General features: G+C 45.7%; 14 protein-coding genes. 9 read left to right on the top strand and 5 right to left on the bottom strand.

The features are described from left to right. The first annotated feature begins 955 nt into the window (after nt 1–955). Genes DWX23_RS25340 through DWX23_RS23755 form a run of 8 tightly spaced genes read left to right on the top strand, consistent with a single transcriptional unit; the run spans nt 956 to nt 10,536 of the window. Nucleotides 956–1,036, top strand: coding sequence for a potassium-transporting ATPase subunit F (locus DWX23_RS25340; protein WP_122357294.1), 81 nt, complete (start codon nt 956–958; stop codon nt 1,034–1,036). Nucleotides 1,037–1,057: 21 nt separating this feature from the next. Continuing rightward, nucleotides 1,058–2,770 carry a potassium-transporting ATPase subunit KdpA gene (gene kdpA, locus DWX23_RS23785; RefSeq protein ID WP_122357295.1) on the top strand — a complete coding sequence of 571 codons (1,713 nt, stop codon included), beginning with the start codon at nt 1,058–1,060 and terminating at the stop codon, nt 2,768–2,770. Between the two features lie 49 nt (nt 2,771–2,819). Beyond that, complete coding sequence (gene kdpB / locus DWX23_RS23780; RefSeq protein ID WP_122376332.1) at nt 2,820–4,862, top strand: potassium-transporting ATPase subunit KdpB; 2,043 nt, start codon at nt 2,820–2,822, stop codon at nt 4,860–4,862. A 30-nt stretch (nt 4,863–4,892) separates the two neighbouring features. After that, a complete protein-coding gene (locus DWX23_RS23775) occupies nt 4,893–5,474 on the top strand; it encodes a K(+)-transporting ATPase subunit C (RefSeq protein WP_122357297.1) in 582 nt (193 codons plus the stop codon). Between the two features lie 44 nt (nt 5,475–5,518). Then, on the top strand, nt 5,519–6,292 hold the full coding sequence (locus DWX23_RS23770) for a TorF family putative porin (protein ID WP_122376331.1): 774 nt from the start codon (nt 5,519–5,521) through the stop codon (nt 6,290–6,292). A 17-nt stretch (nt 6,293–6,309) separates the two neighbouring features. Beyond that, the gene (locus DWX23_RS23765) at nt 6,310–7,431 is read left to right on the top strand and encodes a sensor protein KdpD (protein ID WP_122376330.1); all 1,122 of its coding nucleotides are present in this window, start codon (nt 6,310–6,312) and stop codon (nt 7,429–7,431) included. Nucleotides 7,432–7,444: 13 nt separating this feature from the next. Beyond that, on the top strand, nt 7,445–9,163 hold the full coding sequence (locus DWX23_RS23760) for an ATP-binding protein (protein WP_199673379.1): 1,719 nt from the start codon (nt 7,445–7,447) through the stop codon (nt 9,161–9,163). Between the two features lie 29 nt (nt 9,164–9,192). Next, nucleotides 9,193–10,536 carry an aspartate kinase gene (locus tag DWX23_RS23755; RefSeq protein ID WP_122376329.1) on the top strand — a complete coding sequence of 448 codons (1,344 nt, stop codon included), beginning with the start codon at nt 9,193–9,195 and terminating at the stop codon, nt 10,534–10,536. Nucleotides 10,537–10,621: 85 nt separating this feature from the next. Here DWX23_RS23755 and mscL read toward each other — a convergent pair whose 3' ends face one another. Both mscL and hcp read right to left on the bottom strand, forming a co-directional pair. Beyond that, entirely contained in the window at nt 10,622–11,047 is a 426-nt protein-coding gene (gene mscL / locus DWX23_RS23750; RefSeq protein ID WP_122357302.1) for a large-conductance mechanosensitive channel protein MscL, read from the bottom strand. Between the two features lie 75 nt (nt 11,048–11,122). After that, the gene (hcp, locus tag DWX23_RS23745; protein ID WP_122376328.1) at nt 11,123–12,778 is read right to left on the bottom strand and encodes a hydroxylamine reductase; all 1,656 of its coding nucleotides are present in this window, start codon (nt 12,776–12,778) and stop codon (nt 11,123–11,125) included. Between the two features lie 340 nt (nt 12,779–13,118). Here hcp and DWX23_RS23740 point away from each other — a divergent pair, with 340 nt between their 5' ends. Beyond that, nucleotides 13,119–13,787 carry a Crp/Fnr family transcriptional regulator gene (locus tag DWX23_RS23740; RefSeq protein ID WP_122357304.1) on the top strand — a complete coding sequence of 223 codons (669 nt, stop codon included), beginning with the start codon at nt 13,119–13,121 and terminating at the stop codon, nt 13,785–13,787. A gap of 69 nt (nt 13,788–13,856) precedes the next feature. Here the strand turns inward: DWX23_RS23740 and DWX23_RS23735 are convergent, their stop codons facing one another. From DWX23_RS23735 to DWX23_RS23725, 3 genes are all read right to left on the bottom strand, one after another. After that, nucleotides 13,857–14,366 carry a ferritin-like domain-containing protein gene (locus DWX23_RS23735; RefSeq protein WP_122376327.1) on the bottom strand — a complete coding sequence of 170 codons (510 nt, stop codon included), beginning with the start codon at nt 14,364–14,366 and terminating at the stop codon, nt 13,857–13,859. 114 nt (nt 14,367–14,480) lie between these two features. Continuing rightward, on the bottom strand, nt 14,481–15,641 hold the full coding sequence (fucO, locus tag DWX23_RS23730) for a lactaldehyde reductase (protein WP_122376326.1): 1,161 nt from the start codon (nt 15,639–15,641) through the stop codon (nt 14,481–14,483). Between the two features lie 127 nt (nt 15,642–15,768). After that, nucleotides 15,769–16,647 (bottom strand): pirin family protein, encoded by an 879-nt coding sequence (locus DWX23_RS23725; protein ID WP_122357307.1) that lies wholly within the window; start codon nt 16,645–16,647, stop codon nt 15,769–15,771. Nucleotides 16,648–16,882: the final 235 nt, after the last annotated feature.

Raw genomic sequence — 16,882 nt, 5'->3', positions numbered from 1 at the left:
CCGGTTATTCATTTATCATTTGATAATCAATAAATATAAAGAATTTCTGTTTTTTATATCATATCAGTTGGTTTGAATTAGTATTGAATAAAGATCCGGTTTGTCGAAAGAGAAATCCTGCTGAAAAGTTTTTCTGAAAATTGTTCGGCTTTGGCAATTTAATACAAAGAGTCACTCAAAGACGATTTTTGAGGACTTTGAAGGAAAATACGGCTTTTTTAGTAATTGTATTAATTTGCTTGTAATCGACAGGATTATTCGACCGGCCTGAGATAGAATAAAAATAAAACGAAGATAAACCGTATTATCCGATTGTATAGATAATTGAATATATGAATGATAGCACTAAAGTTCAGTCGGAGATAGGGATATATATTAGTTTTAGGGTTTAGAGCTTTTTTGCCTGCTTTGCGGGTAAATTAGTTATAAGTAGGACGAAACCGTGAGGTTTTATGGAAATTCCCTGTCGTGATGACACGGAACATTAATACTAGACTAGGTGTATCAGATGGTTTGCGAGTCAGAAAATATGCTATACGCACTTAACATATTATTTTCTACTCATCATCCTTAAGCAAACTTATCTGGTACACCATTTTTTTGTAAAGAGTTTTTTTACTTCCCCGACGCTGTTTTCATCTTTCCGTTTTAATATGTTTTTCCGTTTTGGTAGGCTGACCCTTTCAAAATGGTAGGGTTGTATTCTCGTCTCCTAATCTTTGTTTTTAGGATAAGTGTTTATGTATCAAATCCTCATGTGTGTGTCTTCCTTTTCTGGCACGCCTTTGGCATATAGTAGGGCGAAACGATTAGTATTAACGATTAAATAACAAAGGTATGTTAGAAAATGAGATTGTATCATTGATTTTTGTATGCGGAGTAGGGAGTCTCTGCTATTGGTTCTTTTTCAAGTGTGTAGATTGGTTCGAAAAGATTTAAAGAAAGGAGAGAAGATATGTTTATCGCATTGTTTATACTCTGTCTCGTGATCTTCGGGTATCTGATGTATGTATTGGTGAAGCCCGAAAAGTTTTAAACAAATAATGAGGATGAAAAGATGAATACGGAATTAGTAGGTAGCATCACGCAAATAGTATTGATGATCGTCCTGGCGTATCCGCTGGGAATGTACATCGCAAAAGTATATAAAGGAGAGAAGACCTGGCTGGACTTCATGGCTCCGGTGGAACGTTTTATTTTCAGGCTGTGCGGCATCGACCCGAATGTGGAGATGAGTTGGAAAAGTTTCCTGAAAGCACTTCTGACAATCAATCTCTTCTGGTTTTTCTGGGGAGTCCTGCTCTTGTATTTCCAGCAGTATCTACCGCTGAACCCCGATGGCAACGCAGGACAGTCGTCGCATCTGTCGTTCAACACCTGCATCAGCTTCATGGTGAACTGTAACTTGCAGCATTACAGCGGTGAGAGCGGATTGACCTATTTTACACAGTTGTTCGTGATTATGCTGTTCCAGTTTATTACGGCGGCAACCGGTATGGCTGCGCTGGCGGGTGTCTTCAAGGCGATGGCATCGAAAACGACACAGACGATCGGTAACTTCTGGAACCTGTTGATGAAAAGCTGTACCCGTATCCTATTACCGCTTGCCCTGATCGTTGGCTGTATCCTGATCGTGGAAGGTACGCCGATGGGATTTGACGGAAAGATGAAGTTGACGACACTGGAAGGTACCGAACAAATGGTTTCGCAGGGTCCGGCTGCCGCTATCATCCCGATCAAACAGTTGGGGACGAACGGAGGCGGTTACTTCGGAGTCAATTCATCGCATCCGCTGGAAAATCCGACATATCTGACCAATATGGTCGAATGCTGGGCAATCCTTGTCTTGCCGATGGCGATGGTCTTTGCATTGGGATTCTACCTGAAACGGAAGAAACTGGCTTATTCGATCTTCGGAGTGATGTTGTTTGCCTATCTGGCGAGCGTTGCGATTAATACGCACTATGAGACGAAGGGAAACCCGATGATCTCGGAGATGGGAATCGACCAGCGTGCGGGAGCGATGGAAGGAAAAGAGACGCGGCTCGGAGCGGCAGCCACTGCACTGTGGAGTTGTACGACGACGGTGACCTCCAACGGGTCGGTGAACGGTATGCACGACAGCACGATGCCTCTGTCGGGAATGATGGAGATGCTGAACATGCAGATCAATACCTGGTTTGGCGGCGTGGGCGTAGGATTCATGAATTATTACGCATTCCTGATCATTGCCGTCTTTATCAGCGGTTTAATGGTAGGGCGTACGCCGGAATTCCTGGGTAAAAAAGTAGAGGCGCGCGAAATGAAGATAGCAACGATCGTGGCGCTGGCACATCCGTTCGTGATATTAATCGGTACGGCGGTGGCTTGCTACTATTGGGTATATAACCCGGCTTTTGTGGAGGCGGAAGGTGGTTGGCTGAACAATCCGGGGTTCCACGGTTTCAGTGAGATGCTTTACGAATATACGTCGTCTTCAGCGAATAACGGTTCCGGTTTTGAAGGACTGGGCGATAATACTTACTTCTGGAACTTTACGACCGGTCTGGCTCTGATCATCAGCCGTTATCTTCCGATCGTGGGGCAGGTTGCCATTGCAGGACTGCTGGCTCAGAAGAAATATATACCGGAAAGTGCAGGGACATTAAAGACGGATACGGCGACATTTGCCGTGATGACATTCAGTGTGATCTTTATCGTAGCCGCTTTGTCTTTCTTCCCTGCACTGACGCTGGGACCGATTGCGGAGTATTTCTCGATTTACAGATAACAATTGATAGGTGTAATATTCATATCGATATACGAAAAGAATAAATAATATGAAAGATAAAAAAGCTGCTTCCTTATTTCCTAAGGAGCTTGTTATAGAAAGTTTTAAACAATCGTTCGTGAAGCTTGACCCGCGTACGATGTTCCGGAATCCGATCATGTTCATCGTAGAGATCGTGACGTTCGTAATGCTTCTTGTTACCCTTTGGGCCGCTGTGACAGGCGATCATACACAAGGTTCGTTCGGATATAACATATTGGTATTCATTGTGCTGTTTGTAACCTTGCTCTTTGCCAACTTCGCCGAAGCCATCGCCGAAGCCCGTGGCAAAGCGCAGGCAGACAGTTTACGGAAGACCCGTGAGGAAACACCAGCTAAGCTGGTTGGTGCGAATGAAAGCATTACGACGGTAAGCAGTTCGCAACTGAAGAAAGGCGATATCTTTATCTGCGAGGCAGGCGATACGATCCCGTCCGACGGTGAGATCATCGAAGGGCTGGCATCCATCGACGAGAGTGCCATTACAGGCGAGTCCGCTCCGGTGATCCGGGAAGCGGGCGGCGATAAAAGTTCGGTAACAGGCGGTACGAAAGTTTTGTCCGACCAGATACGGGTGAGAGTGACCACGCAGCCGGGAGAGAGCTTCCTGGATAAGATGATTGCCCTTGTCGAGGGTGCATCCCGCAAGAAAACACCGAATGAGATTGCATTGACGATCCTGTTGGCAGGTTTTACACTGGTGTTTGTAGTGGTTTGCGGCACCTTGAAACCGATGGCGGATTATTCGAATACACAGATCACGATCGCAGCCTTCATCTCTTTGTTCGTTTGTCTGATACCGACTACGATCGGGGGACTGCTTTCAGCGATCGGTATCGCTGGTATGGACCGGGCGTTGCGTGCAAATGTGATCACCAAGTCGGGTAAGGCTGTGGAGACGGCAGGCGATATCGATACCTTGCTGCTCGACAAGACGGGAACGATCACGATTGGTAACCGGAAGGCTACGCAGTTTTATCCGGTGACATGGATCGACGAACATTCATTTGTGCAGGCTTGCCTGCTGGCGTCCTTGTCCGACGAAACTCCGGAAGGTAAATCGATTGTAGAGTTGGGACGCGAAAAGGGTGTCCGCATCCGCGACCTGAGTACTTCGGGTTCACGCATGATCAAATTTACGGCGGAGACAAAATGTTCGGGTGTCGACCTGAAAGATGGTACGCGTATCCGTAAAGGTGCTTTCGATGCTATCCGTAAGATGAGTGAGGCGGCAGGAAACAAGTATCCGCAGGAAGTAGCCGAGCTGGTGGAGAAGATATCGGGTAACGGAGGTACGCCGCTGGTCGTTTCGCAGGATGATTTCATTATCGGTGTGATCGAATTGCAGGATATCATCAAGCCGGGTATCCAGGAACGTTTTGAACGCCTGCGCAAGATGGGGGTAAAAACGGTTATGGTAACGGGTGATAACCCTTTGACAGCTAAATATATTGCGGAAAAGGCAGGTGTGGACGATTATATCGCCGAAGCAAAGCCGGAAGATAAGATGAACTACATCAAGAAGGAGCAGGAAGCCGGAAAACTGGTCGCCATGATGGGTGACGGTACGAATGACGCTCCCGCACTGGCACAGGCGAATGTCGGCGTTGCGATGAACAGTGGTACGCAGGCAGCGAAGGAGGCTGGCAACATGGTGGATCTTGATAATGACCCAACAAAGCTGATCGAGATCGTGGAAATCGGTAAGCAGTTGCTGATGACACGCGGTACGTTGACTACATTCAGTATCGCAAACGATGTCGCCAAGTATTTTGCGATCGTACCGGCTTTGTTCATGGTAGCGATCCCGCAGTTGGCTGCACTGAACATTATGCATCTGCATAGTCCGGAGAGTGCCATCCTGAGCGCGGTTATTTTCAACGCGATCATCATCCCTATCCTGATACCGCTGGCTTTGCGCGGGGTCGCTTACAAGCCGATCGGTGCTTCTGCTTTGCTTCGTCGCAACCTGTTGATATATGGGGTGGGAGGTATAGTCGCTCCCTTCGTAGGCATCAAGCTGATCGATATGGTAGTCAGTCTTTTTATGTAATGCAGTAATAATTTTAAAATAACGAATAATATGATATCGACTCTTTTTAAATCATTTAAACTGACCGTAGCATTCTGTATTTTATTCAGTGTGTGCTACATCTTCATCCTGTGGATTTTTGCACAGGTCGCTGGTCCAAACAAAGGAAATGCAGATGTTGTCGAATTGAACGGAAAGATCGTGGGTGCCGCAAACGTCGGCCAGACCTTCACGCAGGACATTTACTTCTGGGGGCGTCCCTCCTGTGCGGGCGACGGCTATGATGCTTCCTCTTCCGGCGGCAGTAACAAAGGCCCTTCCAACGAAGAATACCTTGCCGAAGTAGAATCCCGCATCGACACTTTCCTGGTGCACCATCCTTATCTGAAACGTGGGGAAGTCCCTGCCGAGATGGTCACCGCCAGCGGTTCCGGACTCGATCCCGATATCTCTCCGAAAGCCGCATACGTGCAGGTACAACGGGTAGCGGCAGCACGCGGCCTCTCTCCTGAAAAAGTGATGGCCCTGGTGAGTGCTAATACGGAAGGACCCCTGTTAGGTTTGTTCGGTCCCGAAAAGGTCAATGTCCTGAAACTGAATGTCGCTTTGGAGAAAGCGGCAATGAATAAATAACCGGAATAAAACAGATGACAATAACAACTTGAATATATAAGAATATGAAATCTATCGTTAAAAGTATCACATTAGCCTCCCTGATCTTCTCTTTATCTTCCTTTACTGCCTTGAAAGCGGAGGAAAACGAAAGCCCCGTAAACTTCACTGTCCAGGGTGACCTCGTGAGTTCCTATATCTGGAGAGGCTTCTACCAAACGGGAGCAAGTTTCCAACCGACACTGGCATTCAGCGCCGGAGGCTTCTCCCTGACGGCATGGGGATCGACCGATTTCGACGGTTACAAATCCTCGGAGGGTGCCGCCAATAAAGAGATCGACCTCACCGCCGCCTATACCTTTGGAAACTCCGGTCTGACCCTCTCCATCGCCGACCTCTGGTGGGCAGGTCAAGGTGCGAACAAGTACTTCAACTTCAAAAGCCATGAAACGGCACATCATTTTGAAGCGGGCGTAGCCTATACACTCCCGGTTGAGAAACTTCCCCTCTCGATCGCCTGGTACACTATGTTCGCCGGACAGGATAAGGATGCCGACGGCAATCAAAATTATTCATCTTATGTCGAATTGAACTATCCTTTCTCTGTAAAAATGGTCGATTTGAATCTGACCTGCGGTTTCCTTCCCTATACCTCTTACGGCGTATATACCGGCACGAAGACCAATGACGGATTTGCTGTTACCAACGTCGCGCTCAAAGGAAGTACGGCAATAAAGTTCAGCGATTCATTCTCTTTGCCTATATTTGCGCAGGCTATTTGGAATCCTCGTATGGAAGACGCTCATTTAGTGTTTGGAATATCGTTAAGACCGTGGTAATCTGAAACAGGCAACTCATGGACAGAGAACAAAGCGTACAACACTTTTTAGATTTGCTGAAAAAGTCCCGTCGCGGCAATTTCAAGATCTACATCGGTATGATCGCCGGTGTAGGCAAGACATACCGCATGCTGCAGGAGGCGCACGAATTGCTTCGCAGCGGAATAGACGTGCAGGTCGGCTATGTGGAAACCCACGGCAGGACTGAAACGGAGGCGTTGGTAGAAGGTTTACCTTTGATACCGCGCCGCCGGTCGTTTTACAAGGGGAAGGAAGTGGAGGAGATGGATTTGCAGGCAATCCTGAATATCCATCCGGAGGTCGTGATCGTGGACGAACTGGCACATACCAATATCGATGGAAGCAAGAACGAAAAGCGTTGGCAGGATGTGACGGATATTTTAGAAGCAGGTATCAGCGTGATTACGGCAGTAAATATCCAGCATCTGGAAGGTCTGAACGAAGATGTGCAGGATATCACCGGCATCGAGATCAAAGAACGCATCCCCGACAGTGTCCTGGAGCAGGCGGATGAGGTCGTGAATATCGACCTGACAGCCGATGAACTGGTGAAACGCTTGAAAGCGGGCAAGATATACAAGCCGGAAAAGATTCCGACGGCACTGAATAACTTCTTTAAATCCGAAAACATTCTCCAGCTACGCGAACTGGCCTTGAAGGAGGTTGCCCTCCGTGTCGAGAAGAAGGTGGAGAGCGCTGTCCCGGTCAATACCGGTGTCCGCCACGAGAAGTTCCTGGCCTGCATCAGCAGTAATGAAAAGACGCCGAGGAAAGTGATCCGCAAGGCGGCGCGGCTGGCTACCCGCTACAACACGAAGTTCTTTGTCCTTTACGTGCAAACGCCGCGCGAAAGTATCGAGCGCATTCCGCTGGCAAACCAGCGTTATCTGTCCAACCATTTCAAACTGGCGGCAGAGTTGGGAGGCGAGGTGATGCAGGTCCAGTCGAAAAGTATCCCCGACAGCATTATCGCGGTATGCCGCGAAAAGCAGATCACGACCGTCTGTATCGGAAAGCCTGTTTTTACGCTCACTTCCGTCCTTCGTGCTTGTTTCCAGTACCGGAAATTGCTGAATAGCTTGTCACAAATGAATATTGACCTGATAATATTGGCATAACATGTTACAGTCCATTAGTTTAAAGATTAAAACGAAGCTCACCTACGGAATAGGTCTGCTGTTTGCAATGATCGTTCTGTTGGGCGGTCTGTCGGTAAAGAATATCTACCGTATGTCGGCAGATACGCAGAATATCCTTGCGGATAATTACAACACATTGCTGTATTCTCGCCGTATGTTGGATGCACTCGAACGCATCAAGACCGACCCGGTGGCACGGAATGAATTTGAAAAGAACCTGGGCCTGCAAAAGGAGAATATAACAGAGGTGGACGAGAATGCAGCGACCACTCATCTGGTCACACAATATGAATCGATGAAGAAAGACATGAACGATGCTTCCATCCAACGTGTCCGCATCGCCCTGAACGAGGTGATGAGCCTGAACATGGCTTCTATCTACCGAAAAAGCCAGGTAGCGGAACATACCGCGCATGAAGCGTTGCTATGGATCTGTATCATCGGTATCACCTGTATTCTGATTGCCTTTGCTTTCCTGATACGTCTCCCGCGATCCATCAATACTCCGATTCGTAAGCTGACAGACGGTATCATGGAAATTGCCAACCATAATTATGAGAAGCGTCTCGACCTGGGAAAATATGAGGAATTTACCGAAGTCGCCCAATCGTTCAACCGGATGGCGGAGCGTCTGACCGAATACCGTAAAAGTACGCTTTCCGATATTATCCAGGGCAAGAAATACATCGAAGCCATCGTAAACAGCATTACCGAACCGATCATCGGCCTGGACGGTAACCGTATCATTCTTTTTGCCAACGACGTGGCATTGACCATCCTCAATCTGAAACGTGAAAATGTGATCGGTAAGTCCGCCGCCGAACTTGCTTTAAAGAACGATCTGTTGCGCCGCCTCGTCCGTGAATTGGTTCAGCCGAACGAAAAGGAAGAACCGCTCAAGATTTATGCCGATAATAAAGAAAGTTATTTCAAAGTCCAGTATATCCCTATTCATGTAACGGACGACCAGAAAAACGGCAGCCAGTATGTCGGCGACGTAATTCTTCTGAAGAATATCACAGAGTTCAAGGAGCTCGATTCAGCAAAGACAACCTTCATCTCGACCATCTCCCATGAGCTGAAAACACCTATCTCTGCCATTATGATGAGCCTCAAGCTCCTGGAAGATAACCGTGTCGGCAATATGAACGACGAGCAAAAGGCGTTGGCTGAAAGTATCAAGGAAAGCAGCGACCGCCTTCTGGAAATAACCGGCGAACTGCTTAAAATGACGCAGGTGGAAACCGGTAAACTACAGTTGAACCCGAAGATCACCAAGCCGATCGAACTGATCGACTACGCGATCAAGGCAAACCGTGTGCAAGCGGAGCGGTTCGGCTGCCATATCGAAGTCGAGTATCCGGAGAAGATCTCCAAGCTATTTGTCGATAGCGAAAAGATTGCCTGGGTATTGACCAACCTATTGTCGAACGCTATCCATTACACGCCGGAGAACGGTCGTATCATCATTGGAGCCCGTCAGGAGGGCAAATCCCTGGAGATATTCGTCCGCGATTTCGGTAAAGGCATCGATCCTCGTTACCATCAAAGCATCTTCGACCGTTACTTCCGTGTCCCCGGAACCAAAGTGCAGGGTAGCGGCCTCGGACTGGCGATCAGCAAAGACTTTGTTGAAGCGCATGGCGGTACGATCCGTGTGGAAAGCGAAGTCGGTAAAGGGAGTACGTTCATTATAAAATTTGAAGTCTGATAGTAATTTAGATAACACAGTAAACAATCATGAAAGTATTGAAATTTGGCGGTACATCTGTTGGCTCAGCCCAACGGATGAAGAACGTCGTATCTATAATCCGTAATGGAGAACCTAAAATTGTCGTCTTATCAGCTATGTCCGGAACGACCAATTCGCTGGTCGACATCACCCGCTGTTTCTACCGTAAGGAGGCTGATGAAGCAAATAAGATCATCACCCGTCTGGAACAGACCTATGCCGGACATATCGAGGATTTATATTCTTCTGTCACCTATAAGGAAAAGGCGCTGGAACTGGTCATGGAGCGCTTCAACGTAATCTGGGCGTTCGCCGATACACCTTTTACCATATTTGATGAGAAAGTGGTCCTGGCACAGGGTGAATTGATCTCGACCGGAATGATGCACTTATACTTGCAGGAGCAGGGAATAAAATCCGCTTTGCTTCCGGCTCTCGATTTTATGCGGATCAATGCTGATGGAGAACCGGATATGGCATATATCTCAGAGCATCTCAATAACCAGCTTTCTCGCTTCCCCGGTACCGGAATCTTCATCACACAGGGTTTCATTTGCCGGAATGCATACGGAGAGACGGACAATCTGCAACGTGGGGGAAGTGACTATTCCGCTTCCCTGATCGGAGCTGCCATCCATGCTGAAGAAATACAGATATGGACGGATATTGACGGTATGCATAACAACGATCCCCGCGTAGTGGATCACACGGCACCTGTCCGCCAATTGAATTTTGAAGAGGCAGCGAAGCTCGCATATTTTGGCGCGAAAATACTCCATCCTTTCTGTATCCGCCCGGCAAAGGATAACAATATCCCCGTCCGCCTGCTAAGCTCTTTGCAGCCGGAGGTTCCCGGAACACTGATCTCCAATACGGCAGAGAAGGGAAGGATCAAGGCGGTAGCGGCGAAAGATAATATCGTGTTCATTAAGATGAAGTCGTTGAATATTTTACCACCTCATAAGTTCCTGAATGTGGTTTTTGAAACGTTTGCTCTTTATAAAACGGCTGTCGATATGGTGACGACATCGGATATCGGTGTCTCTGTGACCATAGATAATCCCGAACATTTGCAGGAAATAGTTACAAACCTGGAAAAGTATGCAACGATCTATGTGGAAAGGGATATGGTGATCGTATGTGTTGTCGGAGATCTTGAATGGCAGAATGTCGGCTTTGAAGCCCGTATCATAGATGCGTTAAAAGATATCCCTGTGCGGATGATCTCTTACGGAGGAAGTAGCAGTAACGTCTCGCTGGTTATGAAGTCTGCCGATAAAGCTCGGGCGCTGCAAGCATTAAGCTCTCGCCTGTTCCCGAAACCGGATGTACCGGAACCTGTCGGTGCATAGAAAATAAAAGCGTGTCAAAAGAGGTAGACCTCTGTTTTGACACGCTTCCCTATCTTTGTGGAAACCTTATTCGTAAGGCTTTTGCTTATTTCTTTTCTTTCAGTAAGTCACGTATTTCAGTCAGCAACTGAACATCAGCCGGTGGAGCGGGAGGGGCGGCGGGAGTTTCCTCTGCCTTCTTCTTGTTGAGGGCATTCATCCCTTTTATCATCAGAAAGATTGCAAACGCAATGATGATAAAGTCCAATGTCACCTGTAAAAAGTTCCCGTAATTGATGGATACGGCAGGAGTGATTACTTTGTCACCTTCCATTACCGCGTGCTTCAATACGATTTTCAAATCCGTAAAGTTCACACCACCCACCAGTAACCCTACTGCTGGCATAATAATATCTCCAACGACAGAAGATACGATCTTTCCGAAAGCACCACCGATGATGATACCGACAGCCATGTCAACGACGTTGCCGCGCATGGCGAACTGCTTAAATTCTTGTAAAAACTTCCCCATATATATTCGCCTTTTTTATGATATAACCATTCTTATCCGGATTTGGTTGCGAATATACAAAGTTTCGTTAAAATATCAGGCAAGAATCAGTTTTTCAATATCCTCGTCTACAGTGCTGATCGTCCCGATACCGAAGTTCTCAACCAGAACCTTTGCCACGTTGGGAGAAAGGAAAGCCGGAAGCGTCGGACCCAAGTGAATGTTTTTGACTCCAAGACTCAGCAGGGCGAGCAGGACGATCACCGCCTTTTGTTCGTACCAGGCGATATTATAGACGATCGGTAGCTGGTTGATATCTTCCAGTCCGAAAGCCTCCTGCAGCTTCATGGCTATAACGGCAAGTGAATAACTGTCGTTACATTGTCCGGCATCCAATACGCGGGGAATACCTCCTATATCTCCCAATGGCAATTTGTTGTAACGGTATTTGGCACAACCGGCAGTCAGGATCACACAGTCGGAGGGTAATTCGCTGGCGAATTCCGTATAATAGTTACGGCTCTTCATACGTCCGTCGCATCCGGCCATCACCACGAACTTACGGATTGCACCGCTTTTAACGGCATCGATCACTTTATCAGCCAAAGCCATTACCTGGTTATGGGCAAAACCTCCGGTGATCTGTCCATGTTCGATCTCTTTCGGTGCTGCACAACGTTTGGCATGTGCTATGATCTCTGAAAAGTCTTTTGTTTTACCATCTTCTCTGGAAGGTATATGTTTCCATCCCGGGAAACCGGTCGAGTTGGTTGTATAGACACGGTCTTTGTAGGAAGCTCCTTCCAGCGGCGGTACGATACAGTTTGTTGTGAACAGGATCGGTCCGTTAAAGCTCTCGAACTCTTCCCGTTGCTGCCACCAGGCATTTCCGTAGTTGCCGACAAAATGTTTGTACTTCTTGAAAGCCGGATAATAATTGGCCGGTAACATTTCACTATGTGTATAAACATCGACTCCGGTTCCTTCTGTCTGTGCAAGCAGTTCTTCCATATCCTTCAGATCATGACCGCTGATAAGGATTGCCGGATTATTGCGGACACCGATGTTCACCTGTGTGATTTCCGGGTTACCGTAACTGCTGGTGTTTGCCTTGTCTAATAAAGCCATGGCCTTCACACCATAACTTCCGGTTTTCAGAACCAATGCTGTTAATTGCTCTGCGGAAAGGTCTTTTCTTAAAATTTCCGCCAGGGCATATTGGATAAATCGGTGCAGGTCTTTATCCTCGAATCCCAGGTTTCCGGCATGTTCCACATAAGCTGCCATGCCTTTCAATCCGTAGATGGTTAGTTCTTTCAACGAACGGATGTCCGGGTTAGCTTCGCGTAAAACACCGACGGTCAGTGCTTTCCCTTCAAAACTGCTTTCATCGCCTATCCATACCAGTTCGTCGATGACCGGAAGTTCGATTGCCTGTTTGCGGGCTTCTTCCTTTAACCGGTCTCTTAAAGTGATACCTTCGACAATTCGTTTAGTAATACTTTCTATGTCAAAGTTCGCATTCGTGATTGTAGAGAAAAGGGCATCGACAACGAAGTGGTCGATATGTGAGGGAATTTCAACTCCGGCGTTCCGTAATAGAGTAGCTACAACGGAAACACCTTTAGTAACAAATAAAAGCAGGTCCATCCGGTTGGCTGTTTCATTATCTTTTCCACAGACACCTTTGATTGTACAACCTGTACCTTTTGCGGCTTCCTGACACTGAAAACAAAACATTTTTGCATCCATACTATTCTATAATTTATTGGTTTATATTATTCTGGAAACAAAAGTAAGGTGGTAAGGTTTCTTATATTGTACCAAATGTTACAAACGTGGATATTTTTTAGATAGACACGGTAAAACTTTTAGCAGGATAGGAATGAAAGCAGTATGGGACCTTATGTAACTTTGTTTAGTTGCCGATGAAAGTTGTTGCCGACAGTGTTAACAATATTGTCGACACTGTCGAAAGCTTTGCCGACGCTGTCGATTATTTTGCCGACACTGTCGGCAACAACTTTCCCTTGCAGAAAAAGAAGCTTTCCTCCATATCTTTTGTTATATTTGCCTGTATATATAATTGAATATGATAGCTATTCTTTCTAAATCCATCCTATTCCGGGATATCCCGGAATCTGAGATTTCCGCTTTGTTGGAAACGGCGGCTTACCGGGTTGTTACTTACCGGACAAAAGATGTCGTTGCTTTACAGGGAACGCCCTGTAATCATCTGATGATCGTTTTGAACGGACTTTTACAAGGGCAAATGGTGAATGATGCAGGTAAACTCGTTGTTATTGAGGAGTTGGAAGCCGCTCAATTATTAGCCCCTGCATTTTTATATGCTCCGAAAAATAATCTGCCGGTAAACATTATTGCTATGGAATCGTCGGAGATCTTATTTATTCATCGGGATGATTTTACCGTTTGGATGCAACAGAACAGGCAACTTCTTCAGAACTTCCTGATGTTGATATCCGGAAGAAGCCATTTCCTGAGCGATAAGATCATGTTCCTGTCCCTGAAGAACATAAAGAATAAGATTGCGGATTATTTGTTGCGTAAGTTACCGGATGCATTGTCGACTGTGATTCATTTAACAGAAACACAGCAGGAGATAGCCGATTCGTTCGGTGTTACCCGGCCGTCATTGGCACGGGCGCTGGCAGAGATGGAGCAGGAGGGAATCATCTCTATAGACAGGAAAGTGGTAAAAGTATGTAACATGCCTGCATTGAAGCAGATGGCACAATAAAAAATAAACCCACAGCTTTCTATTGAAAGGAGCGGGTTTATTTTTCAGTAATTTATACCGGACCAGGTATTACTTTAAGAAAGAACTTTTCATTCTGGCAATATCTGTCAAGTAGTCTTGCAAATCCTGTTCATGATCTTCTTCCATACCCAGGATATGTTTGGCGATTTCGCAGGTAGTAAAGTCCTTACCGTCTGTGAATTCGGCGATTTGCTGATATCTGACGATAGCGCAACGTTCAGAAGCGATGTTTTGGTTCAGCAGGCTGACAACGTCAAAATCATTTGGTACGTCATATTTACATCTTGCCAGTTCAAACCATTGTTTCGGATCGAGAACAGGAACGCCTTCCAGTTCGATGATACGGTCAGCCAACAGTTTTGCGTGACCAAATTCTGAGATGGCGTGTTTTTCAAATTCAGCCTGTACGTTTGCACGCATAGCACCTTCTGCAACCAAAGCGCCTACCCAATATTGATAGTATGCTAACCATTCTTCTGATAATGCAGCGTTAAGCTGTGATAATAAACTTTCTACGTCTAGTTTCTGCTGTAGAATCTTAACACTTTCTTTTGCCATAACTGTAAAATTTAGTTTAGTATAATGCTCGTTTGTCTTGTTCAAACAATGCTGCCGGGCGTTTGTTCATACTAAACTAAATTGAAACAGTAATTTATTATTTTTTCTATTCTGTTAGATATAAGCTTTCCGATATAGGGTTAAAAGATCTTCAACGGTGATATCTCTGGGGTTACCAGGTGTACAAACGTCTGCATAAGCAGATTGTGCCAATTGCTCCAGGTCTTCTTCTTTGACGCCTATTTCGCTTAGTTTTTGAGGAATACCGATTTTGAGGGATAATTCTTTGACTGCTTTTACGGCTGCAACAGCTGCCTCGTTGTCATTCATCCCTTGTACGTTGCATCCCATTGCCTCAGCTATTTTTTTGTATTTCTCTATGGAAGACGGCATATTATATTCCATAACGTAAGGCAACAAAAGTGCGTTGGCAACCCCGTGAGGTATATTATAGAATGCTCCCAGCGGATGAGCCATTCCATGTACGGCGCCTAATCCGACATTGCTGAATCCCATACCTGCTATATACTGGGCAACGGCCATACCGTTCCGTGCTTCCAGATCATGACCGTTTTCTACGACGGCTGGCAGGTAACGGGCTATCATTTCAATGGCTTTTAATTCAAACATGTCCGACATTTCCCAGGCTCCTTTTGTAATATATCCCTCGATCGCATGGGTAAGGGCATCCATTCCGGTTGCTGCGGTTAATGATTTAGGCATGGAACTCATTAGTTCTGCATCGACAATAGCTAGAACAGGAATATCGTTAGGATCTACACAGACCATCTTTTTGACATTCTCTTCGTCTGTAATGACATAGTTGATAGTGACTTCTGCTGCTGTTCCGGCTGTTGTTGGCAATGCAATAACGGGTACGGATTTGTTTTTTGTGTTGGCTACACCTTCCAAAGAAACGACGTCTGCGAATTCCGGATTATTGGTGATAATACCTATTGCCTTTGCTGTATCTGTGGGAGAACCTCCGCCTATGGCAATAATGAAATCGGCACCGGAAGCGGCATAAGCTTTAACTCCGCTCTTTACATTAGTTACTGTCGGGTTTTGTTTAACTTCCGGGAAAATGGAGTAGGGAATAGCTGCCTGATCCAATACGTCGGTAATTAATTTTACAACCCCAAATTTTACAAGATCATTGTCTGTAACGATAAATGCTTTCTTCAGATTCCTTCTTTTAACTTCTTCGGGAATAATAGCTCTTGCCCCCGGGCCAAAGTAAGAAGTTTCATTTAATATGATTCTGTTCATGCTCATATAGTTTTTCTTTAGGTTATAACTGTAACAGGGGGGCAAAAGTAAAGCATTGTCTGTTCCTGAAACTTATAAATATGATATTTATGGTTTCAAAACTGACAATGCTTTTATGTTGGGTTATAATGGCTTAATCTTCCAGTTTACCGAACTTACCGGCTGCCAGGTCGATATAGGCTTGTTTCAATTCTGCCACATTATTCATGACAAACGGACCGTAAGCGGCAATGGCTTCTTTGATAGGTTCTCCGCTCAGGACTAGGATGGTCGCTTTGTTTACAGCCTGGAGGTTGAAACTTTCTCCTTTATTTTCAAATAAGGCAAAATAGTCGGTTGGAACCAGTTCGTTATTATTGATTTTGACAGAACCTTCAATAACCAGTATTGCTGTATTGTAATTTGCCGGAAACGAAAAATCGGCATTTCCACCCTTATTCAGTTTTACATTAAGTAAATGCATGGGAGTAAAAGTGGATGCTATTCCATTTGTTTCCTGATAGCTTCCGGCAATGACTTCGACCAGCCCGGCATTGTCGGGTAATTCAACTTTCGGTATCTGGCTGTTGACGATAGACTGGTATTTGGGATCAGCCTTTTTATCTTTAGCCGGGAGATTGATCCATAGTTGTACGACATGAAATTCTCCTCCTTTCTGGCTGAATTGTTCTTCATGGTATTCTTTGTGAAGAACACCAGATGCTGCTGTCATCCACTGGATATCGCCCGGACCGATCACACCGCTGTTTCCTCTGCTGTCATGGTGGGCAACCTTACCTTTATATACGATCGTGACGGTTTCAAACCCACGATGTGGATGAACTCCGACTCCTCTTGGCTCTTTTCGTGGTGAAAATTCCATTTTTGCATTATAGTCGAGTAGGATAAAAGGATTCATACGTTCTCTACTTAATTCTTCCAGATGAGGTATGAAGTTATGTACTCTGAATCCGTCTCCGACCATGTGCGGTGCTGGAGGTGCTATGATACTTTCTACTTTTTTTATTGTCATAAATAATCTCCTTCTTTTTTAGTAAAACAAAAAAGAAGGAGGCTTTGTTGTATCTGCCGACTTCTCACATATTATAATGTATAGTAATGCCGGACTTTTGGGTAAAGAATGGTCATAAGCACTGAATTTTGAAGGAACGTTGTTGGTGTGTCCAATGTTGAATTTATTTTCGTTTGTAATAGTCAGTCCTTCAGAATTATAGTGTTATGATAACGTTATTATCTAAAAAATAGTT

Origin of the sequence: Parabacteroides sp. AF18-52 (assembly GCF_003479145.1) — a bacterium.
Lineage (GTDB): Bacteria > Bacteroidota > Bacteroidia > Bacteroidales > Tannerellaceae > Parabacteroides > Parabacteroides faecis.
The sequence above is the reverse complement of the archived record's forward strand: the minus strand, read 5'-3'. Positions and strand labels throughout refer to the sequence as shown.